Source organism: Actinokineospora terrae (assembly GCF_900111175.1).
Taxonomy (GTDB): Bacteria; Actinomycetota; Actinomycetes; order Mycobacteriales; family Pseudonocardiaceae; genus Actinokineospora; species Actinokineospora terrae.
In genome coordinates, this window is sequence record NZ_FOGI01000017.1 from 42,520 (window position 1) to 69,479 (window position 26,960).

Below are 26,960 nucleotides of genomic sequence, written 5' to 3' on the forward strand. Positions count from 1 at the left end.
ACGACCAGAGCAGGTCACAGCACCAAACCACGGCACACACCCGCCCCGATAGCGCCGACCGGATGCGGCGTCCCCACCTTCGGACCGCCACCCCGATCGCGCCCCGTCACCACAGAGCCCGATCACCACCGCGGGCAGGCACCAGGCGGACTGTCACCCCTCGCGCAGGCCCAGCCTGCGCAGTTCCAGCCCCGCCAGTACCCGCACCGCCTCGGGGTCGCCCGAGCGCCAGCCGTCGCCGAGTGGGCCAGTTTTCGCCAGGCGGGTGAATGGCTGGGTGGTCAGCGCGCGCAGTGCCAGTAGGTCGTGGCCTGGGGTGCCCAGTGCGCGCAGCCGCACCGCACCGGTTGCCTGTCTGGCGTACCGCAGCCGCAGTGGTAGCCATGTCACCAGCAGGAATGCCACCGGGACCGCGACGAGCACCACCGTCAGCCAGAACGCCAGGTCCTGCACCGCCTCGATCTGCCGCCACCCGGCGTCGGAGATCCGTGTCGCCGCGGAGGCGCCGTTGCGCAGCGCCTCGGCCATGGCGTCGCCTGCCAGTGGGATGGGGTCGGCCTTGTCCGCGGCCGTGTTGAACGTGCCTTGTAACGCGTTGCCCGCTTCGACCAGTCGGACACCCGGGGCGCGCAACGCGAGCACGGTGTCCCGCACGGTCAACGCGGTCCACACCGCCAGCACCGCGACGACCACGGCGGTCACGTCGGCGAGCAGTTGGCGGAGCACGCGGTCGGGGCGTTCGGCGTAGAGCTTCATCGGGTCCTCCCAGCCGTGGGGACGGTCAGCCGGTGATGGCGTGCGCCCCGGCCAGGCCACCCCAGAACGCCGCGAGCCCGACCACCACCGACACCGCGATGGTGGCCAGCGCCCGCCGCCGCTCACCCGCGTCGAACAGGACCAGGGTCTCGTAAGAGAAGGTCGAGTACGTGGTCAACGCGCCGCAGAAGCCGGTGCCCAGGAGCAACTGCCCGGTCCCCAGCCCGATCACGGCCCCCAGGACCAGGCTGCCCGCCACGTTCACCACCAGCGTCCCCCACGGGAACCCGGACGGACGGGGGATGGCCCGATCGACCAGATAGCGCAAGGGGGCACCGACAGCGGCACCGATCGCGACCTGCAACGCCCCGTTCACCGCACACCCGCCAACCTGCGCGTGATGCGCGTACCGGCCGCGACGAAGACAAGAGCCAGGACGAGCGTGCCCACCAGGTAGAGGAGCGCGAGCGGCACGCTCTCGCCGAGCATCCGCTGGAAGTCCGCGCAGTAAGCCGAGAACGTCGTGAACCCGCCCAGCACGCCCGTGCCGAGGAACGGGCGGACCAGCGGGTGCGCGGTGAACACCTCGGTCACGAGCACCACCAGGCACCCCATCGCCAGGCACCCCACGGCGTTCACCGCCAGGATCGTCCACGGCGACGGCCACGCCGTCCCCGCCCCGTAGCGCGCCAGCGCCCCGATGACCCCGCCCGCGGAGACCACCGCTACCGGCGCCACTGCCGTCCTGTCCGCCATGCCGCTCCAGTGCCCGACCGCTCCAGTGCCCCCACCGACCCGTGCCGAAGTATCACACCAGTGTTATGGATCGGCGGGGTGTTGTGCCCGCCGGGCCCGCCGTCGAGGATGCCGCCATGCAGTCGACCGGCGCCGCCCACCTCGTCGAGCCGCCCCAGCGCGGCGTCGTCGTCGAGGCGCCGGGAGTGGGGGCGGCCGCGACCGGGGCAGCGCGCGAGGGGTGCTCCGGGGCGGTCGCCCCAGGTCGGCGCGGAAGGCGGCCGAGACCCGGCGCCGACGGTGTCCGATTCGTCCGACCAGGTGATCGGCGACACTCAAACGGGCAACTCTGGCCCCGCCACCAGCCGCCGTCAAGGGGTTGATTTCGGTCTGTGACCTCAGGGTCAACACCATGATCACGTTCGACATCAGTGCTGGCCAAGGCCCTTGTCCCCGGAGTATGGTCTAGACCACATCACCCATCTGTCCGATTGCCCGGCCGGGTGCACCGCCTCGAACATGAGCGGGCCCCGCGAACCGGTCGCGTGACGGTCGAAGGAGTTTGCGCATGTCCGCTGCGCTTCCGCAGAACCCCAGTCGTCGGTCGGTGCTCAAGGGGATCGGCATGGCCGCGCTCGCCGCGGGTCCGCTCTCCGCGTGCGCGTTCGGCTCGTCCGACACCCCCGCCACCGGCGGCGCCACGGGCGAGAAGTCCACCACCAACCCCTTCGGCGTCGTGGCGAACGCCCCGCTGGAAGTGGTGATCTTCAAGGGCGGTCTCGGCGACGCCTACGCCACCGAGGTGCACGAGCCGCTCTACAAGAAGGCCTTCCCCCAGGCCGAGATCAAGCACGTGCCCACCCAGCAGATCGCGCAGACCCTGCAGCCGCGCTTCGCGGGCGGCAACGTGCCCGACATGATCGCCAACTCCGGCAGCGACATGATGGACAACGGCGCCCTGCAGGGCGAGGGCCAGCTGCTCGACCTGACCGCGCTCTACGACGCCCCCGCCATCGGCGGCTCCGGCTCGGTGCGCGACAGCCTGCTGCCCGGCAGCGTCGAGGCGGGCTTCATCGCGGGCAAGCCGTACATGATGAAGTACATCTACACCGTCTACGGCCTCTGGTACGACTCCGCGCTGTTCGCCAAGAACAGCTGGGCGCCGCCGACCACCTTCGCCGAGTTCGACACGCTGCTCGGCAAGATCAAGGCCGCGGGCATCGCCCCCTACGCCTACGCGGGCAAGAACGCCGCCTACTACCAGTACTGGATGATCGCGGTCACCGCCGCCCAGATCGGCGGCAACCAGGTCCTGATCGACATGGACAACCTCAAGGAGGGTGTCTGGACCTCCGACCCGGTCCGCCAGGCGGCCGAGGCGTGGGCGTCGATCGGCAAGAAGTACCTCGACCCCAGCTTCGAGGGCCTCACCCACACCGAGGTGCAGACCTCGCAGAACCAGGGCAAGGTCGGCTTCTACCCGTCCGGGTCGTGGCTGGAGAACGAGCAGAAGGAGCAGACCCCGGCCGGGTTCCAGTACGCGCTGGCCCCCACCCCGAGCGTCGGCTCCTCGGACAAGCTGCCCTACGGCGCCGTCCGCGCCGCGGCAGGCGAGTCCTACATCGTGCCGTCCAAGGCGAAGAACTCCGCCGGTGGCCTGGAGTACCTGCGCGTCATGCTCTCCAAGGAGGGCGCGCGCGGCTTCACCGAGAAGACCGGCATCATCACCGTCGTCAAGGGCGCCGCGGACGGCCTGAAGCTCTCCCCGGGCACGCAGTCGTCCAACGAGGCGCTGAAGAAGGCCGGTGACAACATCATCACCTACAACCTGTTCGAGGACTGGTACAAGGAGTTCGAGACCGACCTGCGCTCCAAGACCAACGCCCTGATGTTCGGCCGCAGCAGCGCCGAGCAGTTCTGCAAGGACGTGCAGGCCAAGGCCGACGCGATCAAGGCCGACTCCTCCATCACCAAGCAGTCCCGCACGTCATGAAGATGCCCCGCGGCGGCGCCAGGTTCGTCATCGGCTTCCTGGCGCTGCCGGTCCTCCTCTACGTGGTCTTCGTGATCGCGCCGTACCTGCAGGCGTTCTACCTCGCCTTCACCGATTGGCGCGGGGTCTCCTCGACCCCGCGCTTCTCGGGCTTCGACAACTTCACCAGGCTGCTGGCCGACCCGACCTTCTGGGCCGCGGTCGGCCACCACGTCATCCTGCTGCTGGCGCTGCCGCTGATCACGCTGGCGATCGCGCTGTTCTTCGCGTTCCTGCTCAACATGGGCGCGGGCACCAAGGGCGTGCGCGGGTCGAAGTTCTACCAGGCGGTGTTCTTCTTCCCGCAGGTCCTCGCGGTCGCCGTCATCGGCGTGCTGTTCCAGGCGGTGTACCGGCCGGACAAGGGCGGTGTCCTCAACGGACTGCTCGACCTGGTCGGCATCGCCCCGATCGGCTGGCTCACCCAGCCCAGGCTGGCGCTGTGGTCGCTGATCGCGGTCCTGGTGTGGCAGGCGGTCGGCTTCTACGTCGTGCTCTTCGCCGCGGGGATGGCCAACATCCCCAAGGAGGTCGTCGAGGCGGCCGAGCTCGACGGCTGCAGCCGGTCGCGGATGTTCTTCCAGGTCACGCTGCCGCTGCTGTGGGACACCGTGCAGGTCGCGTGGGTGTACCTGGGGATCGCCGCGTTCGACGGGTTCGCCCTCGTCGCCACGCTGTCGGTCGACCGCGGCGGGCCGGACGGGTCGACGACGGTGCTGCCGCTGGAGATCTGGCGGACCGCGTTCACCTACTCCAAGTTCGGCTACGCCTCGGCGATGGGTGTCGCGTTGTTCGTGCTGAGCCTCACCTTCGCCGTGCTCACCCTGCGGGTGACCAGGCGGGAACGGATCGAGTACTGATGAGCAACCTCACCGTCGAGCGCCCGGCCGAGCGCGCGGAACCGGCCGGGCCGCGGCGGGCCGACAAGCGCGCCCCGAAGGTCTTCAACGGCCTCTCGCACCTGGCGCTCGCCATCTGGGCGGCCACGGTGATCCTGCCGATCCTGTGGACGTTCCTGGCCTCCTTCAAGACCAACACCCAGATCTTCACCGAGCCGCTCGGCCTGCCGAGCTCGATCAAGTGGGACTCCTGGGGGCGGGCCTGGGAGAAGGCCAACGTCGGGCAGTACATGCTCAACAGCGTGTTCGTGGTGGCGGTGTCCACCGCGGGCACCATGCTGCTCGGCTCGATGGCGGCCTACGTGCTGGCCCGCTTCTCCTTCCGCGGCAACCGGTTCATCTACGTCATGTTCGTCTCCGGCATGGTGTTCCCGGTGTTCCTGGCCCTGGTGCCGCTGTTCTTCGTGGTGCGCAACCTGGGCCTGCTCGACACCCACACCGGGCTGATCCTGGTCTACATCTCCTACTCGCTGCCGTTCACCGTGTTCTTCCTGACGGCGTTCTTCCGCACCTTGCCCTCGCAGATCGCGGAAGCCGCCCTCATCGACGGCGCCTCGCACACCAGGACCTTCTTCCAGATCATGGTGCCGATGGCCAAGCCGGGCCTGATCAGCATCACCATCTTCAACGTGATCGGCCAGTGGAACCAGTACCTGCTGCCGATCGTGCTGCTCTCCGGCGACGTCGAGGACAAGTGGGTGCTGACCCAGGGCATCGCCAACATCTCCACCAACGCCGGCTACCAGGCCGACTGGCCCAGCCTGTTCGCCGCGCTGACCATGACGATCATCCCGGCGCTGGCGGTGTACCTGGTGTTCCAGCGGCAGATCCAGGCAGGCCTGACCTCGGGAGCCCTCAAGTGAAACTCGCTGTCGTCGGCGGCGGCTCGACCTACACCCCGGAGCTGGTGGACGGCATCGCCCGGCTGCACACCGAGCTGCCGGTCACCGAGCTGTCGCTGGTCGACCCGGACACCACCCGGCTGGAGCTGGTGGCCGGGGTGTCGGCCAGGATCCTGGCCCGCGCCGGTCACCCGGCGCGGGTCACCACCAGCAGCGAGCTGGAACCGGGCGTGGCGGGCGCCGACGCGGTGCTGGTGCAGCTGCGCGTCGGCGGCCAGGCCATGCGCCACCAGGACGAGACGGTGCCGCTGGAGTGCGGCTGCGTCGGGCAGGAGACCGTCGGCGCCGGTGGGCTGGCGATGGCGCTGCGGACCGTCCCGGTGGTGCTCGACGTGGCCGAGCGGATCGCCGCGGTGGCGCCGCGGGCGTGGATCGTGGACTTCACCAACCCGGTCGGCATCGTGACCCGCGCGCTGCTCGACGCCGGGCACCGGGCCATCGGGCTGTGCAACGTGGCGATCGGGTTCCAGCGCCGGTTCGCCGCGCTGCTCGACGTCGACCCCGGTCGGGTGGCGCTCGACCACGTCGGGCTCAACCACCTGACCTGGGTCCGCTCGGTGTACGTGCGCGGCGAGGACGTGCTGCCGCGGCTGCTCGACCAGCACGGCGACGTGATCGCCAAGCAGGTCGGCCTGCCGGAGCACGTCCTGCGCACGCTCGGCGTGGTGCCCTCGTACTACCTGCGGTACTTCTACGAGCACGACGCGGTGGTCGCCGAGCAGCGGGTGTCGCCGTCGCGGGCGAGCACCGTTGCCGATGTCGAGGACAAGTTGCTCGCCATCTACGCCGACCCGACCGTCGACACCAAGCCGGACCTGCTCACCAGCCGCGGCGGCGCGTTCTACTCCGAGGCCGCGGTCGCGCTGCTCGCCTCGCTGTTCGGCGAGGGCGGCGACGTGCACGTGGTCAACGTCCGCAACAACGGCACGCTGCCGTTCCTGCCGGACAACGCGGTCATCGAGGTCCCGGCGACGGTGACCGGCGCGGGCGCGCAGACCTGGCCCATCGCCCCGGTGTCACCGCTGCTGGCCGGGTTGATCGGGCACGTGTCGGCCTACGAGTCGCTCGCCGTGCGCGCGGCGATCACCGGCGGCGTCGACCTGGTCACCGAGGCTCTGCTGGCGCACCCGCTGATCGGGCAGGTCTCGCTGGCCGAGCGCCTCGCCGAGCGCCTGGTGGAGGTCAACCGCCCGCACCTGCCCTGGGCCTCATGAGGACCCTCCTCGCGGTCGACGGCGGCAACAGCAAGACCGACATCGCACTGGTGCGCGCGGACGGCACCGTCCTGGCCCGCGGCCGGGGCCCCGGCTTCGAGCCCCAGACGGTCGGTGTCGCCGCCGCCGTCGACGTGGTGGTCCGCACCGCCGCCGAGGTCCTGGGCGCGGGCCCACCGTTCGCCGACCACGTCGCCGCCTACCTCGCGGGCGCCGACCTGCCGGAGGAAGAGGTCGCCCTCCGCGAGGAGTTCCTGCGCCGCGGCCTGGCCCCCTCGGTGGAGGTCGGCAACGACACCTTCGCCCTGCTGCGCGCCGGTTCGGCGCGCGGCTGGGGCGTCGCGGTGGTGTGCGGCGCGGGGGTGAACGCCGCGGGCATCGCCCCGGACGGCCGCGTGGCCCGCTTCCCCGCCCTCGGCCGCCTCACCGGCGACTGGGGCGGCGGCCAACACCTCGGCGAGGAAGTCCTCTGGCACGCCGTCCGAGCCGAGGACGGCCGCGGCACCCCGACGGAACTCGTCTCCCTGGTCCGAGGCCACTTCCGCGCCTCATCCGCCACCGACGTAGCCATCTCCGTCCACCGCGGCGACATCCCCCGCTCCCGACTGGGCGAACTGACCCGCCCCCTGCTGTCCTTGTCGGACCCTGTCGCGTTGGGCCTGGTCGCGCGCTTGGCCGAGGAGATCTGCCTGCTGGGCTGCTCAATCCTCTCCCGCCTCGATCTGCTCGGTACCCCTGCTGACGTGGTCCTTGGTGGTGGGGTCCTGACTGGCGGCGCCACCTCCCTCATGGCCGCCGTGGAGTCCGGCTATGCCGCCCGAGCGCCCTTTGCCCGGCTCCAGGTGGCGTCTCGGCCGCCGATCTTGGGGGCTGTTCGGTTGGGGCTGGATCAGGTGGGGGCGGAGTCGGGGGCGCATGAGCGTGCTGCGGCCTTCTACCGGGTTTAGCGGTCATCGGCTGGGTCTGAGTTGTCCACAGGGCCTGGCTTGCTCTGCCCGGTTTGTCGGTGTTGCCCGGTAAGCTGTATATCGGGGGGTGCTTTGGCGGGTTTGATCTTGAGCTGAGGGTGTTCCGGCTCTCGGTCTCGCCTGCGGCCTCGGCGGACAGACCTCGCCTTCGGCATTGGCCGGGGCGCGAGTTTCGAGCTTTGCTCGATGCGGCGAACTTGTTTTGCGCGGGGCCCCTACAACACCCGTGGCAGAACCACAAAGCAGGGGCCGAAAAGCAGGCCCTGCCGCGTGGACGACGCTACGGCTGCTGTCCCCCCACACAAAACAAGTCCGCCCCATCGAGCCGGGTTGGCACCAGCGACTCCGAGGAGCGCTTGTCGGCCAACGTTGTGAGGGCCGGGCTGTGGGCAACGTTGTCAGTCTCGGTTGGACTCTGGGTGGTGTCAGATCAATCGATCCCCGGACTCCGGGTGGAAGAGGTGTAGCTCCTCGGGGTTGCGGACCGCCACTCGGATGGTCGCGCCCAGTGCGGGAGGAGTGCGACCGTCCACTCGCAACACCAGGCGAGTTGGGTCTGCGTCTTGCGGTAGCGATCCGTGCACCAATGCGTCCGCGCCTAGCTCCTCCACCAGTTCCACCGCCAAGTCGAACCCCGGTGCCTCCGCCCCGACCGGCGTGAGTGATTCCGGTCGGATCCCCAAGGTCACCTCGGTCATGCCTCCCGCCGTCACTGCTGCCAGGGACTCGCGGGGGAGGGGGATCGGCAGTCCGCCGACCGCCACTCCGTCCGCTGTTACCTCGGTCAGTCGCAGGTTCATCGATGGTGAGCCGATGAAGCCGGCCACGAAAGCGTTGTCGGGTCTGTCGTACAGGGCGCGGGGGGTGTCGCACTGTTGCAGTAGGCCGTCTTTGAGAACCGCTACCCGGTGGCCCATGGTCATGGCCTCGACCTGGTCGTGGGTGACGTAGATGGTGGTGGTTCCCAGGCGGCGCTGGAGGGCGGCGATGTTGGCCCGGGTCTCGACGCGGAGTTTGGCGTCGAGGTTGGACAGGGGTTCGTCCATCAGGAAGACGGCGGGGTCGCGGACGATGGCGCGGCCCATGGCGACGCGTTGGCGTTGGCCGCCGGAGAGGGCCTTGGGTTTGCGGTCGAGGTAGCGCTCCAGGTCGAGCAGGCGCGCGGCCTCGGTGACCTTCTCCGCGATCACCGCTTTCGTCAACCCCTGAAGTTTGAGCGCGAACCCCATATTCTGCGCCACCGTCATATGGGGGTAGAGCGCGTAGGACTGGAACACCATCGCGATATCGCGGCCCTTCGGCGGGACGGCGGTGACATCGCGGGAACCGATCCAGACGCGGCCCTCGTCGACCTCCTCCAGCCCGGCCAGCATCCGCAGCGCGGTGGACTTCCCCGAGCCGGAAGGTCCCACCAGCACCAGGAACTCACCGTCGTCGATGGACAGGTCGAGCCCGTCGACCGCCCGCACCGGCGGGGAACCCGGGTAGACCCGCGACGCCGCCTCGTAGCGCACCTCGGCCATCGATCACCCTCACGTCCGATTCGCGAGATACCTCGCCCAGACACACAGGCCCACCAGAGTGCCCCATCTTCGCGATCGGCACCAGGCGAGGTTCCCGCATTGCCGGAAAGCGTCATCCGAATGCCGCACCCGGTGGTAACGAAATGGTAACGACGTGCAGTTCTGCATTTCCCGGCGGACGGCGGGCGAGAACAGTGCGAGAGCACACCGGGCGATTCCGGCCACCGCGTGCTCGGCGGTTTCCGGTTCCCCGCAACGCTTTCAGGAGGCTCCTGTGATCCTGTCCCGCCGAATGGCCCTCGTCACCGCTACCGCAGCCGCGCTGGTCATCGGCGCGAGCGCGTGCGGGTCCGACGCAGGCAGCCAGCCGCCACCGGGGCAAGCGGCCCTCGAGGGGGTCGGCCCGATCACCCTGGTCACCGGCAAGGACACCTCGGGCAACCTGCAGAACCAGGTCGACGAGTGGAACTCCGCGCACCCGGAGCAGAAGGTCACCGTGATCGAGCTGCCGGAGGACGCCGACGCGCAGCGCCAGCAGATGGTGCAGAACGCCAGGACCCAGTCCGACGCCTACGGGGTGCTCAACCTCGACGTCGTGTGGACCGCGGAGTTCGCCGCCAACCAGTGGGTGGTCCCGTTGCCGGAGGCGGACTTCCCGCTCGGCGACCTGCTGCCCGCCACCGTCGAGACCGGCAAGTACTTCAAGCGCCTCTACGCCGTCCCGATCACCTCCGACGGCGGGCTTCTCTACTACCGCAAGGACTTGCTCGACGCCGCGGGCCTCAAACCGCCCACCACCTGGGCCGAGCTGGAGCAGGCGTGCGCCAAGGTGCTGCCCGCCAGCCCCGGGACCGCCTGCTACGCCGGGCAGTTCGAGAAGTACGAGGGCCTGACGGTCAACTTCAGCGAGGCCGTCAACTCCGCGGGCGGCACCGTGATCGGCGACGACGGCAGGCCGACGCTCAACACCGACGCCGCCCGCGCGGGCCTGCGGTTCCTCGTGGACGGTGTGAAGTCCGGCGAGATCCCGCAGAAGGCCCGCACCTTCAAGGAAGAAGAGGGCAGGCGCGCCTTCCAATCGGGTGAACTGCTGTTCCACCGGCAGTGGCCCTACCAGTACGCCAAGGCCGGCGCGACCGATGGATCCTCGGCCGTGGCGGGCAAGTTCGCCGTCGCACCGCTGCCCGGCGCGGACGGTCCCGGCGCTTCCTCGCTGGGCGGCCACAACTACGCGGTCAGCGCCTACACCAAGAACAAGAAGACCGCGGTGGACTTCATCAAGTACTCGGTGAGCGAGGAGCAGCAGCGCAAGAACCTGGAGAAGACCTCGCAGGCCCCGACCTGGGCGAGCCTGTACGACGAGGCCGACCTGGTCGCCAAGTTCCCGTACCTGACCGTGCTGAAGAAGAGCATCGAGAACGCGGTCAAGCGGCCCGCGGTGGTCAAGTACCAGGAGGTGTCGCGGGCCATCCAGGAAGCCGCCTACGGCGCCATGAGCGGCGCCACCCCGCCCGAGGACGCCCTCAAGGCGTTGCAGGACAAGCTCGAGTCCCTCACCCAGTGAGCCAGGTCGGCGGTGGGGCACCCCCAGGTCCCGCCGCCGACCACCCCTGTGGAGGTGCGTCGTGGTCACCATCGCCCCGGTCGAACCGGAGCGGCCCGAACCGGCCGGACCCGGTCGCCGCTCGGGCACCGGCGGGCTGGCCGCCCTGCTGGTCTCGCCGACCCTGCTCGTGCTCGGCCTGGTCGTGGCCTACCCGATCCTCTCGGCGGTCCGCCTCGCGTTCTTCCAGCGCGACGACGGCATCGACCCGGAAACGGGCCTGCGCGAGCAAGGTGACGTGTTCGTCGGGTTCGACAACTTCACCGACATGTTCACCGGCGACACCGCCGAACGGTTCCTCAACGCGCTGACCAACACCACCACCTTCACCCTGGTGGCGGTGTCCATCGAGGTCGTGCTCGGTGTGCTGATGGCGCTGCTGATGCACCGCGCCTTCCGCGGCCGGGCACTGGTGCGCGCGGCGATCCTGGTGCCGTGGGCGGTGCCGACCGCCATCGCGGGCCTGCTGTGGCGCTGGGTGTTCCAGGCGGACGGCGTCGCCAACGACCTGCTGCCCGGCGCGCCCGTGCTGTGGACGACGGACGGCGCCCAGGCCTGGCTCGCGGTGGTCATCGCCGACACCTGGAAGACCGCGCCGTTCATCGGGCTGCTCGTGCTCGCCGGGCTGCAGGTCATCTCGACCGAGATCTACGAGGCGGCCCGGCTCGACGGGGCGGGCCCGGTGCGCACGTTCTTCTCGATCACGCTGCCGCTGGTGAAGCCGACGCTGCTGGTCGCGGTGCTGTTCCGGGTGCTCGACACGCTGCGCATGTTCGACCTGCCGTACACGCTGATCGGCCCGGGCAAGGACGCCACCGACACGGTGACGGTGCTGGCGTTCGAGGAAGCGGTGAAGTTCGGCAAGTACGGCCCGGCCTCGGCGTACGCGGTGGTGCTGTTCCTGTACGTCGCGGCGGTGGCGTTCGTGTTCGTCCGGCTGCTCGGCGCGGACGTGTTCGGCACCAGGAAGGGCTCCCGATGAGCGTGTTGCGTTGGCGCTACCTGGGGATCGCCGCGATCGTGCTGTACTGCCTGGCGCCGTTCTACTGGATGCTCGTGTCCAGCCTGCGCCGCACCAACGACATCTTCGACTCCGGCCCGCTCCCGGCCCCGCTGTCGCTGGAGTCCTACCGGGCGGCCTTCGCCGAGGGCAACGGGTTCCTGCGGGCGCTGCTCAACAGCTTCGTCGTCGCGGGCGTGACAACGGTGCTGGCACTGGCGGTCGCGACCGTCGCCGCGTACGCGTTGGCCAGGCTGGAGTTCCGCGGCAAGAACCTGGTGCTCGCGCTGATCATCGCCACCAGCATGTTCCCCGGCATCTCGCTGCTGGTCCCGCTGCTGGAACTGTTCTCCGGCATCGGCTGGATCAACACCTACCAGGCGATGATCGTCCCCTCGGTCGGCATCGTGCTCCCGCTCGCGGTGTGGAACCTGACCGCGTTCTTCCGCCAGATGCCGCACGAACTCGAGGAGGCCGCCCAGATCGACGGCTGCACCCCGGCAGGCGCCTTCCGCAGGGTCATCCTCCCGCTGGCCGCGCCGGGCGTGTTCACCACCGCGATCATCACCTTCATCGCGGCGTGGAACGAGTTCATCATCGCCCTGTCGGTGGTCAACCGCACCGAGCTCAAGACCGCCCCGGTCATCACCAGCCAGTTCACCGGCACCACCTCCTTCGACTCCCCCTTCGGCACCCAGATGGCCGCGGGCGTCATCGTCACCATCCCCCTGGTCGTCCTCGTCCTCCTCTTCCAACGCCGCATAGTCGCGGGCCTCACCGCGGGCGGCGTCAAGTAGCCCGCGTCCCTGCCTCCCGGGGGAAGTAGGCTGCGCCGCGTGAGTGATCCCCAGGCCATCGGGACCAGGTTGCGGCATGTGCTGGAGCTGATGGAGGCCGACATCGCGCGGGTGTACACCGATGCGGGGTTGGGGTGGTACCGGCCGCGGTTCAGCGCCTATGTGCGCCTGCTGGCCGCCGAGGGGCCGCGGTCGATCCGGGGGTTGGCCACCGCTGTCGGGGTCACGCACTCCGCGGCCAGCCAGACCGTCGCCCAGCTCAGGCGGGATGGGTTGGTCACCATGGAGCCCGGTGCGGACGCCAGGCAGCGGATCGTGCGGCTCACCCCCAGGGCCGAGGAGCTGCTGCCCTTCCTCGACGCCGAGTGGCAGGCCACGGCGGCGGCCGCGGCGACCCTGGAGGCCGAGTTGCCGTACCCGCTCGGCGCGCTGCTGACCGAGCTGGAGGCGGCGCTGGAGCGCAAACCGCTGCGGGACCGGATCGCCGAGCACGCGAGCTGGGACACCGCCGCGGGCTGAACCCGCCGGGGGCGCAGCGGCTAGTCTGGGGTCTCCACGAGCTGATACCCGGAAGCGAGACTGACCCACCCATGTCCGAGCGCGCGGCCATCGACGCCTTGTTCCCCGCCGACCTGCCCGAGCCGGAGCACTGGGAGCGGCGGTACCCGGCCAGGCAGCTGCCCGAGGGCGCCAGGGTCACCCGGTTCGGTCCGTCGCCCACCGGGTTCGTGCACATCGGCGGCGTCTACGTGTCCACCATCGACAAGGATGTGTCCACCCACTCGGGTGGCGTGTACTTCGTCCGGGTGGAGGACACCGACCAGTCGCGCGAGGTCGAGGGCGCGCTGGACCAGTTCACCCGGGCGTTCGACTACTTCGACCTGCACCCGGACGAGTCCGACGCCGATGGCGCCTACGGTCCGTACCACCAGTCCCAGCGGGAGCAGGTCTACCTCACCTACGTGCGGGAGCTGCTGCGCGCGGGCAAGGCGTACCTGTGCTTCGCCACCAAGGACGAGCTCGCCGACATCTCCGCCAAGCAGCAGGCCACCAAGCTGCCCACCGGCTACTACGGCAAGTGGGCCATCTGGCGCGACGCCACCCCCGAGGCCGTGGCCGCGAAGCTCGCCGAGGGCGTGCCGTACGTGGTCCGCTTCCGGGTGCCCGACGACGGCGCGCCCAGGGTCCGGTTCACCGACGCCATCCGCGGCGACCTGGAGGCCGAGGCCAACCGCAACGACGCGGTGATCCTCAAGTCCTCCGACACCTCGCCCCGGCTGCCCACCTACCACTTCGCGCACGCCGTCGACGACCACCTGATGCGGGTGAACCTGGTCGTGCGCGGCGAGGAGTGGATCTCGTCGGTGCCGCTGCACCAGCAGCTGTTCGCCGCGCTGGACTTCGAGCCGATCACCTACGCGCACATCGCGCCGCTGATGAAGCAGATCCCCGGCGGCAAGCGCAAGCTGTCCAAGCGCAAGGACCCCGAGGCGGGCGTCGACTTCTACATCGAGGCGGGCTACCCGGCGCGCGCCATCCTGTACTACCTGCGCGGCCTGGCCAACGGCCGCCTCGCCGAGGTCCCGCTGGAGGAGGCGCTGGCCACCCCGATCAGCCTCGACCAGTGCGGCGTCGCCGGTCCGCTGGTCGACCTGGTCAAGCTGGAGGACATCAGCGCCGACCACATCGCGACCCTGACCAGCGAGCAGGTCCTCGACGCCGTCCGCACGTGGGCGCAGCAGTACGACAAGGACCTCGTCACGGTGCTCGACGACGCGCGTGAGCTAGCGCTGCGGGCGATCGCGGTGGAGCGCGAGGGCGTGGACAACCCGCGCAAGGACCTCCGCAAGTGGTCGGACTTCCGCGCCGCCTACGGCTTCTTCTTCCCCACCGTCTTCACCCCCCTCACCGGCCCCACCGACGACCGCGTCACCCCCCTCGGTGTCGCACCCGACGTCGTCCGCGCCTTCGCCACCGACCTGGCCGACGGCTACCACCACGCCGACGACCAGCCCGAGTGGTTCAACCAGGTCCGCGACCTCGCCACCAAGCACGGCTTCGCCCCCAGCCCCAAGGACTTCAAGAAGAACCCGGACGCCTACCCGGGCTCCATCCGCGAGGCCTCGCAGCTGGTCCGCGTCGCCCTGACCGGGTCGACTCGCAGCCCGGACCTGCACGCCATCAGCCAGGCCCTCGGTGCTGACGAGGTCCTGCGCAGGCTCCGCGCTCTCGCGGGCGCCTAGGCACCAACGGCTCGCGGTGCCGAGGGTTGCTCGGCACCGCGAGTCCACTAGGGAATTGACCACCAGGCGGCGGTGTCCTGTGGTAGTAGCAACTTCACACCGTCCACTTCGCACTGTTCGGACGTGAGCAGCAGCGGTCCGGAGACAGTCACCTGCGCGGTGGCGCCGAAGTTCACCGCGCAGCCCAGGTTGCCGTGCCGGAACACCAGCAGTTCCGGTCCCGACTCCAGCCACTCCAGGTCCGCCTCCGGTGTGACGTCCCGCCGCAAGCGCAAAGCCGTGCGGTACAGCTCAAGCAGCGACGCGGGATCACCCGTCTGCGCCTGCACCGAGAGGTCGGACCACCCTTCCGGCTGCGGCAGCCAAGGACGGCTCCCCGTAGGCCCGAAGCCGAGCGCGGAACCCTCCCGGGTCCACGGGATCGGCACCCGGCACCCGTCCCGACCGCGTTCCGTGAAGCCCGAGCGCCGCCAGATCGGGTCTTGCAGCGCCGACTCCGGCAGGTCGAGCACCTCGGGCAGTCCCAACTCCTCGCCCTGGTACAGGTAAACCGACCCCGGCAGCGCCAGCGTCAGCAGCAGCGCGGCACGGGCCCGGCGCAGGCCGAGGGGGCCGTCGCCGTAGCGGGTCACGTGGCGTTGGACATCGTGGTTGGACAGGACCCAGGTGGCGGGGGCGCCGACCGGGGAGGTCGCGGCGAGGGTGTCGACGATGACCGCGCGCAGGCCTGCGGCCGACCAGTCGGCTCGCAGGTAGTGGAAGTTGAACGCCTGGTGCAGTTCGTCCGGGCGGACGTACCGGGCGGTGCGGGCCGCGTCGCGGGTCCAGGCCTCGGCCACCGCCACCCGCGGCGGGGAGTACGAGTCGAGCACCGCGCGCCACGAGCGGTAGATCTCGTGGACGCCCTCCTGGTCGAAGTACGGCAGCCGCTGGGTGTCGGCGACGCCGTGCTGGTCGCTGTCACCGGCGTCCGGCAGGCCCTCGGCCTTGACCAGGCCGTGCGCCACGTCGATCCGGAACCCGTCGACGCCGAGGTCGAGCCAGAACCGCAGCACGGCCAGGTACTCGGTCCGCACCTCGGGAGTGGACCAGTCCACATCGGGTTGGCTGGAGTCGAACAGGTGCAGGTACCACTCGCCGTCCTCGACCCTGGTCCACGCCGGGCCGCCGAACACCGACTCCCAGTCGTTGGGCGGGCCGTCGCCGCGCCCGGGCCGGAACAGGTACCTGCCGCGCTCCGGGGACCCCGGCGCGGCCGTCAGTGCCTGCTGGAACCACGGGTGCGCCGCCGAGGTGTGGTTGGGCACGATGTCGACGATCACCCGCAACCCCAGCGCGTGCGCGTCGGCCACCAGGCCGCGCGCGTCGTCGAGGGTGCCGAACGTCGGGTCGACGTCGCGGTAGTCGGCGACGTCGTAGCCGCCGTCGGCCATGGGGGAGGGGTAGAACGGGGTGATCCACAGCGCGTCGACCCCCAGCCGGGCCAGGTGGTCCAGCCGGGAGCGGATGCCGGGCAGGTCGCCGATCCCGTCGCCGTCGCCGTCGGCGAAGCTGCGGACGTACACCTGGTAGATCACCGCGTGCCGCCACCAGCGCGGATCGGTCACTCCAGTCGGGCTCATGCTGAAAGCTACCACCGGGTACTGGCGGTGTGACCTGGGTCATGGGTAGAGTCGACAACTTCCTTAGCGATCCGCCCGCGCGGATCCGACCCCGATCCAGGGGGTGGACGCAATGGTCGGATCCGACGTTCCACACCGGATTGTTTACCCACGCTAATATATCGTCCATGTAATGGCTGCGTGTTATGGGCCTGCACGGCAAAAATGAGCTTGCAAGTTGCAGACTTGAATTTATTCTTTTGCCGAGTGATGCCCCGTTCGGCCGTGTTATGGCGGTAGGGTGGCGGTATCCCGACCGGCGGTCTCGAAAAAGATCGAGCCAATTCACCCGATCGTGATCACCCCGTGGCGTTCGGGTGGCATTCTTACCGTGTGACCGCCACTGGGCGGTACCTCGAGGGGGTGGGGGATATGCGCGAGAATGCCTACGAGGACGCGGCCGGTTGTTTCGAACCGACCGGTTACCCGAGGTCCATCAACGACCCGGTCATCGTCGACCGGGCCGATGCCGCCGAGGCCCTGTTGCGCTTCTTCCTCTCCAACGCCGACGCCAATGACCACGACGCCAACGACTACCTGGTCGAGGAGTTCTGCCGCCGCGCGCGCGACTCCCGCGCGACTCCCGCGCCGATCCCGGTTCCGATGGTCCCGCTGGTCGAGTGCGACTGATTCGGCGCTAGCGGCCCTTCTGGCTTTTGCGGCTTATTGGCGCGTGCGGGCGCCTCGATGCCCACGACAAGGGAAGCGGTCCGACCCCGGCCGCGGACGAACCGACTGGTTCCCCCGGCGGCTTGGCGGTGATCACCGCCCGGCGCGATAGTTCAGTGCGCCGAACCGCACCCGAGCGTGGGTCACCCGACCACGAACGCCACGGCCGCCCCTGTCGAGGCGACCGTTCGGACGTGGTTCCACGCCGTCCACCGCCGCAGGTAGCCGGGCCAGTACTCGGCTGCCTCGGCGGTGCCCGGCTCCAGCGCGTCCAGCTCGGTGTTCCACGGCACGTTGCGGACCCCGGTCACCACGAACACCCCGAGCAGGTACAGCGCGGCGCCGAGCACTCTGGGCCACGGCCCGGTGATCGCCAGCAGCACCCCGAGCACGCCGGTGCCCAGCAACAGCACGAGGAACAGCGGCGTGATGATCACCCGGTTGATCGACCGCATGGTGGCGACGCCGACCGCGGCGGGCAGCGGGGCCAGCGCGGGCATGACCACGACGGAGAAGGTGAAGAACAGCCCGGCGACCATGCCGGCCAGCACCGCGGCCACGACGCCCACCGCGTCGGTGGCGCCGCCCAGGTCCAGGGCGGCTGCGGTCAGCGGGGCGTCCACGTCGGACAGGTTAGCGGTTGTTCTACACCTGGAGGAAATCGACCGGCAGGTGGACACCGGGGGGCCCGCGGGTGGACTTCCGCCGTCAAGTGGACCGGTCCACCCGGGTCACGGGGTCGGGAGCGCTTCCATCGACCGCGTGGGGGAGTTTTTCGGGGTCTGGTCGCGCCCCTGCATGACGCGACCAGACCCGGCGCTCGGGTCTCAGCGAGGGCACGGACCCGCGAACGCGTTCCCGACCGTTCGGGCGCCCTCCCGGGGGAACGGGTACACCATAGAGCGTCCGAGCGGGTCAGCGGCAGCCGGTCTGGGAAGAAACCCGGGAAAAATATCGCGAGGGCCGGGCGCGTGAGGGTGCGCCCGGCCCTCGCCGGGACCCCCGCGTGAACGCAGGCATCGCCCGCGCGGGGGTGGGGGAGCCGCCGCCCCTGTCTCGACCGCGCGCCCCCGGTGTGGCTCAGCCCGCGTACGGCCGCGCCGTCTTGCTCGCCGCGTAGAGCAGCATGCCCTTGACCTTCGGCCAGTACAGGCTCGTCTGGCAGGAGTAGGCCGGGGTGAACCCGGAGCAGTTGCCGCTCGGGTTGCCGATCTCCCACACGAAGCTCGACACGCCCAGGTCGTCGTAGACCCAGTCGTCGGTCGCGCCACCGGCGTTGTAGAGGATCTCGCCGGGCTGCCCGTAGCGCCAGCCACCGGCCAGCGACGCCATCTGCCTGGCGATGGCGCGCAGGCTGCTGTCGTTGCCGGACTTCACCGCGGAGTTGAAGCCCCACGGGAACAGCACCATGTTCGAGTAGCTGTGCATGCTGATGACCATGCCGGTGGTGTCGGCGGGCGCGGCCGCGCCGGTGCCGGTGCCCCGCCGGTCGCGGTAGAGCGAACGCCACAGCGACTGCAACGCCTTGGTCTCGACCTCGGAGTTGGCGCTCGGGCCGCGGTAGGTCTCCGAGCACGGGGAGGTGCTGCTGCCGGTGCCGTAGCCGGAGCTGGTGTTGCGGTTGAGGTCGATGCCGACCTGGCTGGACCCGCCGGTGGTGCCGCAGCTGGGACCGTTGCCGTTGTTGGCGTTCTTGCGCTGCAGGTACGGGTACGAGCCACCGCGCTGGACGATGTCGACGCCGTCGGGGTTGGCGATCGGCACGACCCACACCTCGGTGGTGTCGAGCAGGGTGGTGACCTGGCTGTCGGAGCCGTAGCCGTCGGTCAGGTGGTCGATCCAGCGGTAGGCGACGTCACCGGTGGTGATCTCGCGGGCGTGCAACTGGCCCATGACGAACAGCCGGGGCTTGGGCGCGGCGGTGCTCAGCGCGCAGTCGCCCGCGTTCTTCTTGGTGATGCAGATGGCCTTGAGGTCGTACCCGCCGGAGCCGCGGCTCTTGCGCCACGAGTCGCCGTAGTCGACGACGGTGGCCAGCGCCGCGTGGTCGCGCGCCACCTGGTCGAGGTGCGCGTACTGCGCGTTGACCGTGCGGTACCCGCCCGCGTAGGTCTCCTCGGCCGCCGCCGCGTCCAGCACGGCCGCCTGGCCGCTGCGCGCGGGCGGCGCCCAGGCCACCGGCGGCAGCACCTGCTCGACGGACGCGCGGTGACCGCCTGCGCGCAGCCGGGCACCCACCTCGGCGGAGCCCATGACGAACAGGTCGCCGCCTTGGCGCTCCTCGAGCACGTCGAAGCCCTCGCGCAGCAACGCTTCCGCGCGCGCCACGCCGCCGGTGACCCGGTAGACGTAGCTCGCGCTCTGCTGCGCCGTGGGCGCGGTGGGGGTCGGGGCTGCGGACGCCCCGGGGAAGGCACCGGCGAGCACGGCGGCGGCCGCGCCTGCGGCAACCGTCATGGCCAGAGCGGAACGTCGGGTGAGGGACACCCTGCGCACCTCCTCGCGTCGCGACGCCGGTCCCCGTCGGCAGGGTGGGGCCGGGCGTCGCCGGTGGTTCGCGCGCCGCGGTGCACAGCGCGCGATCGGATCTCTCCGAGGTTGCCCTATGGCCGACGACAGGCGCACATCTCAACTATGCATAGCGGCCACCTATGCCCTGTACTGGGAAAATGGGATCAACTCGGCGGTCGGCGGAGGCCGGTTGACCGTCCATGTAGGACCATAAGACGCGCGCGGGAGGTGCTGATTCACGCGATCATCCGATGTCCGGTGGGTGACGGACATGGGAACTGGGAAGGAAATAATTGGTCTAGACCGGTTGAGTTATGTGGTTTAGACCACTTACGCTCATGCACATCCCTGCATCCCTGCTCGTGTCCCCAGGAGGTGAAGCGTGGTCAGAAAGAGCCTCCCCTTGCTCCTCTTGCTGGCTCTGCTCTCCGGTATCACCCTCGCGGTCTCGGCGGCGCCAAGCAACACCGCCGCCGCGGCCGACAACTCCGACTGCCGCCCGGACGGGTTGGCCACGACGGCGAACCTCGCGGTGCCCTACTGTCTCGCCTACGACACCGACGGCCGCGAGAAGATGGGTGCCGACCACCCGCGCCGCGTGATCGGGTACTTCACCAGTTGGCGCACCGGCAAGAACGGCCAGCCCGCGTACCTGGCCAGCAACATCCCGTGGAGCAAGATCACCCACATCAACTACGCGTTCGCGCACATCGACGGCGCGGGCAAGGTCTCGGTCGGCCCCGACTCGGCCGACAACCCGGCGACCGGCATGACCTGGCCGGGTGTCGCCGGTGCCGAGATGGACCCGTCGCTGCCCTACAAGGGGCACTTCAACCTGCTGAACAAGTACAAGAAGCAGTACCCCAACGTGAAGACGCTGATCTCGGTCGGCGGCTGGGCGGAGACCGGCGGCTACATCGGCGCCGACGGCAAGCGCGTCGCCGACGGCGGCTTCTACGCCATGACCGACTCCGCGGCGAAGATCAACACCTTCGCCGACTCGGCGGTGGACTTCATCCGCAAGTACGGCTTCAACGGCGTGGACATCGACTACGAGTACGCCACCTCGATGTCGAACTCGGGCAACCCCGACGACTTCACCGTCTCCAACCCGCGCCGCGCCAAGCTGATGGCCGGGTACGTGACGCTGATGAAGACGCTGCGCGAGAAGCTCGACGCGGCCGCCGTCGCCGACAACAAGTACTACACGCTCTCGGTCGCCGCGCCGTCCTCCGGCTACATGCTGCGCGGCATGGACACCTACCAGGTCACCCAGTACCTGGACTACCTCAACATGATGACCTACGACCTGCACGGGGCGTGGAACAACTTCGTCGGCCCGAACGCCGCGCTCTACGACGACGGCAAGGACGCGGAGCTCCAGTTCTGGCAGTACTACACGACCTCGCAGTACGCGGGGCTCGGTTACCTGAACAGCGACTGGTCCTACCACTACTTCCGCGGTGCCATGGGCGCGGGGCGGATCAACCTCGGAGTCCCGTACTACACCCGGGGTTGGCAGAACGTCACCGGCGGCACCAACGGGCTGTGGGGTTCGGCGCCACTACCGGACCAGACCAAGTGCCCGCCGGGCACCGGTGGCACGGTCGGCTCCAAGACCTCGTGCGGCAACGGCGCGGTCGGCATCGACAACCTGTGGCACGACGAGGACACCAAGGGCAGTGAGGTCCCGGCGGGCTCCAACCCGCTGTGGCACACCAAGAACCTCGCCGAGGGCAAGGTCGGCAGCTACGGCCCCGCCTACGGCCTCGACCCGACCAACAAGCCCGAGGACCGGCTGACCGGCACCTACGCCCGCAACTACGACTCGACCCTGGTCGCGCCGTGGCTGTGGAACGCGCAGAAGAAGGTCTTCCTGTCCACTGAGGACGAGCAGTCGCTCGGCACCAAGGCGCAGTACGTCGTCGACCGCGGCCTGGGCGGCATCATGATCTGGGAGCTGGCCGGCGACTACGCCTACGACCAGACCAAGGGCGAGTGGTTCATGGGCAACACGCTGACCACGCTGCTCTACGACAAGTTCAAGACCGCCTCGCCCTACGGCAACACCAAGGCCAAGATCGCCATGCCCAGCGACGTGCTGGACGTGAAGTTCACCCTCGGCGGCTTCCCGGTCGGCGACGCGAACTACCCGATCACGCCCAAGGCGAAGGTCACCAACTCCTCGACCACGACCCTGCCCGGCGGCACCGAGATCCAGTTCGACTACGGGACCTCGGCCCCGCCGACCATCGGGCAGCAGTCCGGCTGGAGCCTGTCGGTGGTCTCCACCGGCCACACCGGCAACAACATCGGTGGGCTCAAGGGCGACCTGCACCGCTTCTCGCTGAAGCTGCCGTCCTGGCAGAGCCTGGCGCCGGGCGCCAGCGCCGAGGTGCAGCTGTCCTACTACCTGCCGGTGGCGACCCCGTCGAACATCACCATCACCTTCGGCGGCAAGTCCTACACCGCGGCCCAGGAGTACCTGCGCGGCACGGGCGGCACCCCGCCGACGTCGACGACCACGACCCCGCCGTCGTCGACGACCACCACCAGCACGACCACCACGCCGCCGACGTCGACCACGACCACGACCACGACGTCGACGACCACGACGACCACCACCACGACCAAGCCGCCCGCGTGCACCGCGGCTGCCTGGGACGCGGCGAAGGTCTACGCGGCGGGCGGGACGACCGTGTCCTACAACGGTCGGCAGTACAAGAACAAGTGGTGGACCCAGGGCGACCGCCCGGACCTGAGCGGTCAGTGGGGTGTGTGGCAGGACCTCGGTCCCTGCTGATCCACCTGAGGTGACCGGGTCCGCCGTGCAGGCGGACCCGGTGTGAGAGCAACGCGGGACGATCGCCGGTGTACCCGGCCCGGCGGTCGCCCCGCGGTCCACTCGGACCGGCCCTGGGAACCCTGCCCCGGGGCCGGTCTTTCTCGTCCTGCTACGTGCTGGGAACCGCCGAGTTCGGGTTCACGCCCGCGAAGGCGAGACCGATGACGAACCCGGCCACCTCCTCCACCTGCCTGGCGCGGCTCAGCGGCCCGAGGACCGCGGGCGTGGCACCGGTGTCGCGGACCAGCTCGGCGACGGTGTCGAGCGCGTCCTGGTCGTCGCCGCAGAGCGGGACCGTGGTGCCTGTCGCGTCGGCCCACTGCGCGGCGGGGAACAGGTGGAACGCCTTGACCACGCGGGCCCCGCTCCGGTCGGCGATGAACTCGGCCGCCGAGGTACCAGGCAGCAGGACACCGACTCCGTGCTCGACGGCGTTCGTGGGGTCGATGAGCGTCTTGCCGCGCAGCGCGTCCCCAACGGCCGCCAAGACGTCCGGCACGCCCTCCCAGCGCACGGCCAGCAGGACGACGTCCGAGTTCGTGACGGCCTCGCGCAACGTCGCCGCGGTGGCGCCCAGCCGGTCGGCGAGGGCGCGGGTGTTGGCGGGGGAGCGGCCCGCGACGGTGAGGTCGTGATTGGCCCAGCGGGCGCCGAGGGCGGTCGCGACCGCGCCGGTGCCGAGGATTCCGATTCGCATGCCGCGACGGTAGGCAGTTCGACGCGCACCGAACGGTAGGTGTCGAGCGGGGCACAATGGGGCCATGTGCGAGGAGTGGGTGGCGGACTGCCGTCTGCGGGCGGGCACCGACCTGTTCGCCCACCGGTGGGACCCGGTGCTGCTGGCCGCGCTGCGCCCCGCCCCGCTGCGCCGGGTCGATCTGCGCGGGTACGTCGGCGGCATCAGCGACAAGGCGCTCACCGAGTCGCTGCGCCGCCTGCTCGACCGCGGCCTCGTCGAGCGCCACCGCCACGCCGAGGCGCCGCCCAGGGTCACCTACCGGCTCAGCGCACTGGGCGTGACCCTGGTGGACGGCCCATTGCGCGCATTGGGGGACTGGGTACTCGAACACGGTGACGCGCTGCTCGGCTGAGAAATTCTCTTGTACGCTGGACAATGCTGCCGTTACATCTGGGAAATCCCCACTTGGGGCACTTGTGGCGGTTCGGCGGGCGGTGCCACCTGCGGTGATGGGAACAAGACCGGCGTAATAACGCCGCTTGATGTGTCAGGCCTATATCTGACCGTGATGTCTGTTTCTAGACTCGGGGAGCCGAAGTGTTCGCGAGAACACCTTTCCCTGCATCGCAACGCTAGGAGAGCCCTATGTCCCTGCGTGGATACACGCGCGTCCTCATCGCCGGTGCCGCCATGGTGCTCGGCCTGACCGGGATGACGGCCACCGCGGCCGCCGCCCCGGCGGCCCAGCAGGCAGCGCCCACCGTCGCCGCCCGCACCGTCTACTACAGCGCCACCGGGTACAGCTCCCAGGCCGACCAGGCCGCCCAGATCTGGAACTCCCGGGTGCCCAACCTCCGGCTGGTCCGCGGCGGCAACGCCACCATCCGCATCTCCGCCACCAACGGCGGCGGTTCCCGGGCCTACCCCTGCGGCCTGGGCTGCGGGACGATCTACATCGACAACCGCGACGTGGCCGCGGGCAACGACGCGCTGCGCATCGTGGCCCACGAGATCGGGCACGCCCTCGGCCTGCCGGACAACTACAACGGCGTCTGCTCCCAGCTGATGTCCGGTGGCAGCGCGGGCACCTCCTGCCGCAACCCGTACCCGAACGCCACCGAGTCCAACCGGGTCAACCAGCTCTTCGCGGGCCGCGCGCAGCTCGCCCCGCTCAGCGAGACCCGGGTCTACGCAGGCTGACCCACCCCCCGCGGTCTGTCCCCCGGCGGTCCCGCGCCGCGTCGACCGCACCACACCGAGGCCCCGGCGGGCAGTCCCGCCAGCCGGGGCCTCGGTGCTGTCCGCTGTGGACCTCGCTCAGTCGGGCAGGACCGGCATCTCCTCCTGCGGTCGGTGGCGCAGCAGCGCGGCACGGGTGACGGCGGTGGAGCCGAAGCGGCCGCGCAGGGAGTCCAGCGTGACGTCCAGGGCGGCGCGGTCGGGGCCGCCGTCGAAGGGCAGTTCCAGTTGGATGGCGTCGTCGTCGAAGTTGGACAGCGACAGGCCGATCAGGGTGATGCCGCGGTCGGCGATCATCGGCCACGCGGTGGTGAGCAGGGCGCGCGCCGCGGCGAGGATGACCTCGGTCCCGTTGGTGGGCTTGGGAACCGTGTGCGAGCGGGTCGCCCGGGTGAAGTCGGCGAAGCGCAGGCGCAGGGTGACCGTGCGGCAGGCCCGGTCCGCGGCGCGCAGCCTGCGGCCGAGGCGGTCGGCGAGCCCGGCGGTGAACTCGTCCAACTCGGTGAGGCCGCGCCTGCGCGACCCCAGTGCCCGCTGCGCGCCCATCGACCGGCGGCGCTGTCCGACCCGCACGCGGCGGGGGTCGCGGTTGTGGGCGAGCGCGTGCAGGTGTCGACCGGAGCCCGCGCCCAGCATGCTCACCAGTTCGCGGACGTCGAACGCCGCGACCTCGCCGACCGTGGTGATGCCCAGCGCGCGCAGCTTGCCCGACGTCACCACGCCGACACCCCAGAGGCGCTCGACCGGGAGCGGGTGCAGGAAGGCCAGCTCGGCGTCGTGCGGTACGACCAGCAGGCCGTCCGGTTTCGCCACCCCGCTGGCGACCTTGGCGAGGAACTTCGTGCGGGCAACGCCAACCGTGATCGGTAGACCGACCCGCCGCGCGACCTCCGCGCGCAGCGTCGTGGCGATCTGCCGGGGTGGCCCCGCGATCTTGCGCAGCCCGCCGACGTCGAGGAACGCCTCGTCGATGGAGATCCCCTCCACCAGCGGCGTCGTGTCCCGGAAGACCTCGAACACCGCCTTCGACGCCGCCGAGTACGCCGCCATCCTGGGCTGGACCACCACCGCGTCCGGGCACAGCAGCCTGGCCTGCCGCCCGCCCATCGCCGTCCGCACGCCCCTGGCCTTGGCCTCGTAGCTGGCCGCCAGCACCACACCCGTGCCGACGATCACCGGCCGCCCGCGCAGCGCCGGGTCGTCGCGCTGCTCGACCGAGGCGTAGAACGCGTCCAGGTCGGCGTGCAGGATGGGGCCGTCGTTCGACACGAACATATGTTCGCATGGGGTGTCAACGGCGCAGGTCAGCTACCGTGTGCGCATGATCGTGGCGCAGGAGTACGCGGACCGGCACACCCCGGCGGAGGCCGCCGCGGTGCTGGCGCTGCACGAGGCGGTGACCGCCGCAGGGCCGGACCTGGAGGTGGCGGTCAAGTACGGCCTGCTGATGTACACCGTCGACGGCGGCTGGAAGCACTGGGTGGCCGGGATCAACATCACCCGCAAGGGCGCCTGCCTGCGGTTCCTGTGGGGCGTGCTGCTCGACGACCCGCTCGGCGTGCTCCGCGCGGGCACCTCCACCCTGATGACCTGGGACATCCCGATCGGCACGGAGATCGACGCCGCCCAGGTCGGCGCCTACGTCCGTGAGGCGATCGCCAAGCGCGACCACTTCAAGGCCAACTCCGACGACATCGCTGCGGTCGCCAAGGCTGTCAACGCTGCTAAGCAACGCTTGCGTTAACGCGCACGGCAAGGTTTACCGTCAGTCCTATGCGGATCGGTGAACTAGCCCGGCGGACCGGCACCACGACGCGCACCCTGCGGTTCTACGAGGCCCAGGGCCTGCTCGCCGCGCAACGCTCCCCGAACGGCTACCGCTCGTACGACGAGCACGACCTCCGCCTCGTCACCGAGATCCGCGCCCTGCAGGCCGCGGGCTTCAGCCTCGCCGACACCCGCCCCTTCGTCGCCTGCCTGCGCGCGGGCAACCCGGACGGCGACGCCTGCGCCGACTCGGTGGCCGTCTACCGCCGCAAACTCGCCGAGGTCGAGGCCTGCCTGGCGCAGCTCACCGACCTGCGCACCGACCTCACCCGCAAACTCGCCGCCGCCCTGGCCCGCGAACCCCACCCCACCTGCACCGTCCAGGAGACCCCGTGATCACCGCCACCGAGACCACCTTCGCCGACACCGTCCTCACCGCCGACGGCCCGGTCCTGGTCGACTTCTGGGCCCAGTGGTGCCCGCCCTGCCACATGATCGTCCCCGTCCTGGAGCAGGTCGCGGAGGAACGCCCCATCACCGTGGTCAAGCTCAACTCCGACGAGAACCCGGGCGTGGCTCGCGACTACCAGGTGATGTCGCTGCCCACCTTGATCCTCTTCGTGGACGGCAAGCCCGTGGCCACCTGGGTGGGCGCCCGCTCCAAGTCCCGGCTGCTGGAGGAGTTGGACAAGGCCCTCACCCCAGCCGCTTGACCCGCGCGGCCGCGTCCTAGCCCCGGGAGTTCGGCTGGTTGGCGCCCGGCGACGGCAATGGACCGGGTTTCTGTCGGTGGGGGTCGCTAGCGTCTGGGGGGCTGCTCGGGGGATGGCTGCTCGGAGGGTAGCTGCTCGGAGGGTGGCTGTCGGGGGACGGATATGGGACTGGCGCTGGCGCCACCTGGGGGTGGGCGTCCAGCG

The 26,960-nt window shown here is 70.2% G+C and carries 26 protein-coding genes; 17 read left to right on the top strand and 9 right to left on the bottom strand.

Annotation, left to right across the window (positions count from 1 at the left end; genetic code table 11):
• Positions 1 to 153 precede the first annotated feature (153 nt).
• The 3 genes from BMY07_RS30710 to BMY07_RS30720 are packed head-to-tail and all read right to left on the bottom strand — an operon-like array spanning position 154 to position 1,512.
• A complete protein-coding gene (locus BMY07_RS30710; RefSeq protein ID WP_092786316.1) occupies positions 154 to 756 on the bottom strand; it encodes a hypothetical protein in 603 nt (200 codons plus the stop codon).
• Positions 757 to 781: 25 nt separating this feature from the next.
• Entirely contained in the window at positions 782 to 1,132 is a 351-nt protein-coding gene (locus BMY07_RS30715) for a fluoride efflux transporter FluC (protein ID WP_092786318.1), read from the bottom strand.
• Entirely contained in the window at positions 1,129 to 1,512 is a 384-nt protein-coding gene (locus tag BMY07_RS30720) for a fluoride efflux transporter FluC (RefSeq protein WP_092786320.1), read from the bottom strand. The genes BMY07_RS30715 and BMY07_RS30720 overlap by 4 nt, the downstream gene beginning before the upstream one ends.
• 547 nt (positions 1,513 to 2,059) lie before the next feature.
• Between BMY07_RS30720 and ngcE the strand changes: the two genes are divergently transcribed.
• Genes ngcE through BMY07_RS30745 form a run of 5 tightly spaced genes read left to right on the top strand, consistent with a single transcriptional unit; the run spans position 2,060 to position 7,485 of the window.
• Positions 2,060 to 3,484, top strand: coding sequence for an N-acetylglucosamine/diacetylchitobiose ABC transporter substrate-binding protein (ngcE, locus tag BMY07_RS30725; protein ID WP_245782754.1), 1,425 nt, complete (start codon positions 2,060 to 2,062; stop codon positions 3,482 to 3,484).
• Positions 3,481 to 4,383 carry a carbohydrate ABC transporter permease gene (locus BMY07_RS30730; protein WP_092786322.1) on the top strand — a complete coding sequence of 301 codons (903 nt, stop codon included), beginning with the start codon at positions 3,481 to 3,483 and terminating at the stop codon, positions 4,381 to 4,383. Before ngcE ends, BMY07_RS30730 begins: the two co-directional genes overlap by 4 nt.
• Positions 4,383 to 5,285: a carbohydrate ABC transporter permease gene (locus BMY07_RS30735; protein WP_092786324.1), complete on the top strand. Its 903-nt coding sequence runs from the start codon at positions 4,383 to 4,385 to the stop codon at positions 5,283 to 5,285. The genes BMY07_RS30730 and BMY07_RS30735 overlap by 1 nt, the downstream gene beginning before the upstream one ends.
• Complete coding sequence (locus BMY07_RS30740; protein WP_092786326.1) at positions 5,282 to 6,538, top strand: 6-phospho-beta-glucosidase; 1,257 nt, start codon at positions 5,282 to 5,284, stop codon at positions 6,536 to 6,538. The genes BMY07_RS30735 and BMY07_RS30740 overlap by 4 nt, the downstream gene beginning before the upstream one ends.
• Positions 6,535 to 7,485, top strand: coding sequence for an N-acetylglucosamine kinase (locus BMY07_RS30745; protein WP_092786328.1), 951 nt, complete (start codon positions 6,535 to 6,537; stop codon positions 7,483 to 7,485). The genes BMY07_RS30740 and BMY07_RS30745 overlap by 4 nt, the downstream gene beginning before the upstream one ends.
• 446 nt (positions 7,486 to 7,931) lie before the next feature.
• On the opposite strand, the gene BMY07_RS30750 is transcribed toward BMY07_RS30745, so the two are convergent.
• Entirely contained in the window at positions 7,932 to 9,029 is a 1,098-nt protein-coding gene (locus tag BMY07_RS30750) for an ABC transporter ATP-binding protein (protein ID WP_092786330.1), read from the bottom strand.
• Between the two features lie 274 nt (positions 9,030 to 9,303).
• Here BMY07_RS30750 and BMY07_RS30755 point away from each other — a divergent pair, with 274 nt between their 5' ends.
• From BMY07_RS30755 to BMY07_RS30775, 5 genes are all read left to right on the top strand, one after another.
• Positions 9,304 to 10,593, top strand: a complete 1,290-nt coding sequence (locus tag BMY07_RS30755) for an ABC transporter substrate-binding protein (RefSeq protein WP_245782755.1) — start codon at positions 9,304 to 9,306, stop codon at positions 10,591 to 10,593.
• Between the two features lie 61 nt (positions 10,594 to 10,654).
• Positions 10,655 to 11,614 carry a carbohydrate ABC transporter permease gene (locus tag BMY07_RS30760; protein ID WP_245782756.1) on the top strand — a complete coding sequence of 320 codons (960 nt, stop codon included), beginning with the start codon at positions 10,655 to 10,657 and terminating at the stop codon, positions 11,612 to 11,614.
• On the top strand, positions 11,611 to 12,429 hold the full coding sequence (locus tag BMY07_RS30765) for a carbohydrate ABC transporter permease (protein WP_092786334.1): 819 nt from the start codon (positions 11,611 to 11,613) through the stop codon (positions 12,427 to 12,429). The genes BMY07_RS30760 and BMY07_RS30765 overlap by 4 nt, the downstream gene beginning before the upstream one ends.
• Positions 12,430 to 12,519: 90 nt before the next feature.
• Positions 12,520 to 12,948, top strand: a complete 429-nt coding sequence (locus BMY07_RS30770; protein ID WP_092786506.1) for a MarR family winged helix-turn-helix transcriptional regulator — start codon at positions 12,520 to 12,522, stop codon at positions 12,946 to 12,948.
• A 71-nt stretch (positions 12,949 to 13,019) separates the two neighbouring features.
• Positions 13,020 to 14,672 carry a glutamate--tRNA ligase gene (locus tag BMY07_RS30775; protein ID WP_092786336.1) on the top strand — a complete coding sequence of 551 codons (1,653 nt, stop codon included), beginning with the start codon at positions 13,020 to 13,022 and terminating at the stop codon, positions 14,670 to 14,672.
• A gap of 47 nt (positions 14,673 to 14,719) precedes the next feature.
• Here BMY07_RS30775 and BMY07_RS30780 read toward each other — a convergent pair whose 3' ends face one another.
• Positions 14,720 to 16,294, bottom strand: coding sequence for a glycoside hydrolase family 13 protein (locus BMY07_RS30780; RefSeq protein ID WP_092786338.1), 1,575 nt, complete (start codon positions 16,292 to 16,294; stop codon positions 14,720 to 14,722).
• Positions 16,295 to 16,705: 411 nt separating this feature from the next.
• Here BMY07_RS30780 and BMY07_RS30785 point away from each other — a divergent pair, with 411 nt between their 5' ends.
• Positions 16,706 to 16,963, top strand: a complete 258-nt coding sequence (locus tag BMY07_RS30785) for a hypothetical protein (protein ID WP_092786340.1) — start codon at positions 16,706 to 16,708, stop codon at positions 16,961 to 16,963.
• Between the two features lie 182 nt (positions 16,964 to 17,145).
• On the opposite strand, the gene BMY07_RS30790 is transcribed toward BMY07_RS30785, so the two are convergent.
• Together BMY07_RS30790 and BMY07_RS30795 are read right to left on the bottom strand one after the other, a co-directional pair.
• A complete protein-coding gene (locus BMY07_RS30790; RefSeq protein WP_245782757.1) occupies positions 17,146 to 17,625 on the bottom strand; it encodes an anthrone oxygenase family protein in 480 nt (159 codons plus the stop codon).
• Positions 17,626 to 18,082: 457 nt separating this feature from the next.
• Positions 18,083 to 19,459 carry a M14 family zinc carboxypeptidase gene (locus tag BMY07_RS30795; RefSeq protein ID WP_245782758.1) on the bottom strand — a complete coding sequence of 459 codons (1,377 nt, stop codon included), beginning with the start codon at positions 19,457 to 19,459 and terminating at the stop codon, positions 18,083 to 18,085.
• A 436-nt stretch (positions 19,460 to 19,895) separates the two neighbouring features.
• On the opposite strand from BMY07_RS30795, the gene BMY07_RS30800 reads away from it, so the two are divergent.
• Positions 19,896 to 22,316 (top strand): chitinase C-terminal domain-containing protein, encoded by a 2,421-nt coding sequence (locus BMY07_RS30800; protein WP_092786344.1) that lies wholly within the window; start codon positions 19,896 to 19,898, stop codon positions 22,314 to 22,316.
• Between the two features lie 151 nt (positions 22,317 to 22,467).
• On the opposite strand, the gene BMY07_RS30805 is transcribed toward BMY07_RS30800, so the two are convergent.
• Positions 22,468 to 23,055, bottom strand: coding sequence for an NADPH-dependent F420 reductase (locus tag BMY07_RS30805; protein WP_092786346.1), 588 nt, complete (start codon positions 23,053 to 23,055; stop codon positions 22,468 to 22,470).
• A 64-nt stretch (positions 23,056 to 23,119) separates the two neighbouring features.
• Here BMY07_RS30805 and BMY07_RS30810 point away from each other — a divergent pair, with 64 nt between their 5' ends.
• Together BMY07_RS30810 and BMY07_RS30815 are read left to right on the top strand one after the other, a co-directional pair.
• Positions 23,120 to 23,449, top strand: coding sequence for a winged helix-turn-helix transcriptional regulator (locus BMY07_RS30810; protein WP_092786348.1), 330 nt, complete (start codon positions 23,120 to 23,122; stop codon positions 23,447 to 23,449).
• Between the two features lie 233 nt (positions 23,450 to 23,682).
• Positions 23,683 to 24,237, top strand: a complete 555-nt coding sequence (locus BMY07_RS30815) for a snapalysin family zinc-dependent metalloprotease (protein ID WP_092786350.1) — start codon at positions 23,683 to 23,685, stop codon at positions 24,235 to 24,237.
• 117 nt (positions 24,238 to 24,354) lie between these two features.
• On the opposite strand, the gene dinB is transcribed toward BMY07_RS30815, so the two are convergent.
• Positions 24,355 to 25,551: a DNA polymerase IV gene (dinB, locus tag BMY07_RS30820; protein ID WP_092786352.1), complete on the bottom strand. Its 1,197-nt coding sequence runs from the start codon at positions 25,549 to 25,551 to the stop codon at positions 24,355 to 24,357.
• Between the two features lie 46 nt (positions 25,552 to 25,597).
• On the opposite strand from dinB, the gene BMY07_RS30825 reads away from it, so the two are divergent.
• Genes BMY07_RS30825 through trxA form a run of 3 tightly spaced genes read left to right on the top strand, consistent with a single transcriptional unit; the run spans position 25,598 to position 26,756 of the window.
• Complete coding sequence (locus BMY07_RS30825) at positions 25,598 to 26,020, top strand: DUF1801 domain-containing protein (RefSeq protein ID WP_092786354.1); 423 nt, start codon at positions 25,598 to 25,600, stop codon at positions 26,018 to 26,020.
• A gap of 29 nt (positions 26,021 to 26,049) precedes the next feature.
• A complete protein-coding gene (locus BMY07_RS30830) occupies positions 26,050 to 26,439 on the top strand; it encodes a MerR family transcriptional regulator (protein ID WP_092786356.1) in 390 nt (129 codons plus the stop codon).
• Positions 26,436 to 26,756 (top strand): thioredoxin, encoded by a 321-nt coding sequence (gene trxA, locus BMY07_RS30835; protein WP_245782759.1) that lies wholly within the window; start codon positions 26,436 to 26,438, stop codon positions 26,754 to 26,756. Before BMY07_RS30830 ends, trxA begins: the two co-directional genes overlap by 4 nt.
• The last annotated feature ends 204 nt before the right edge of the window (positions 26,757 to 26,960 follow it).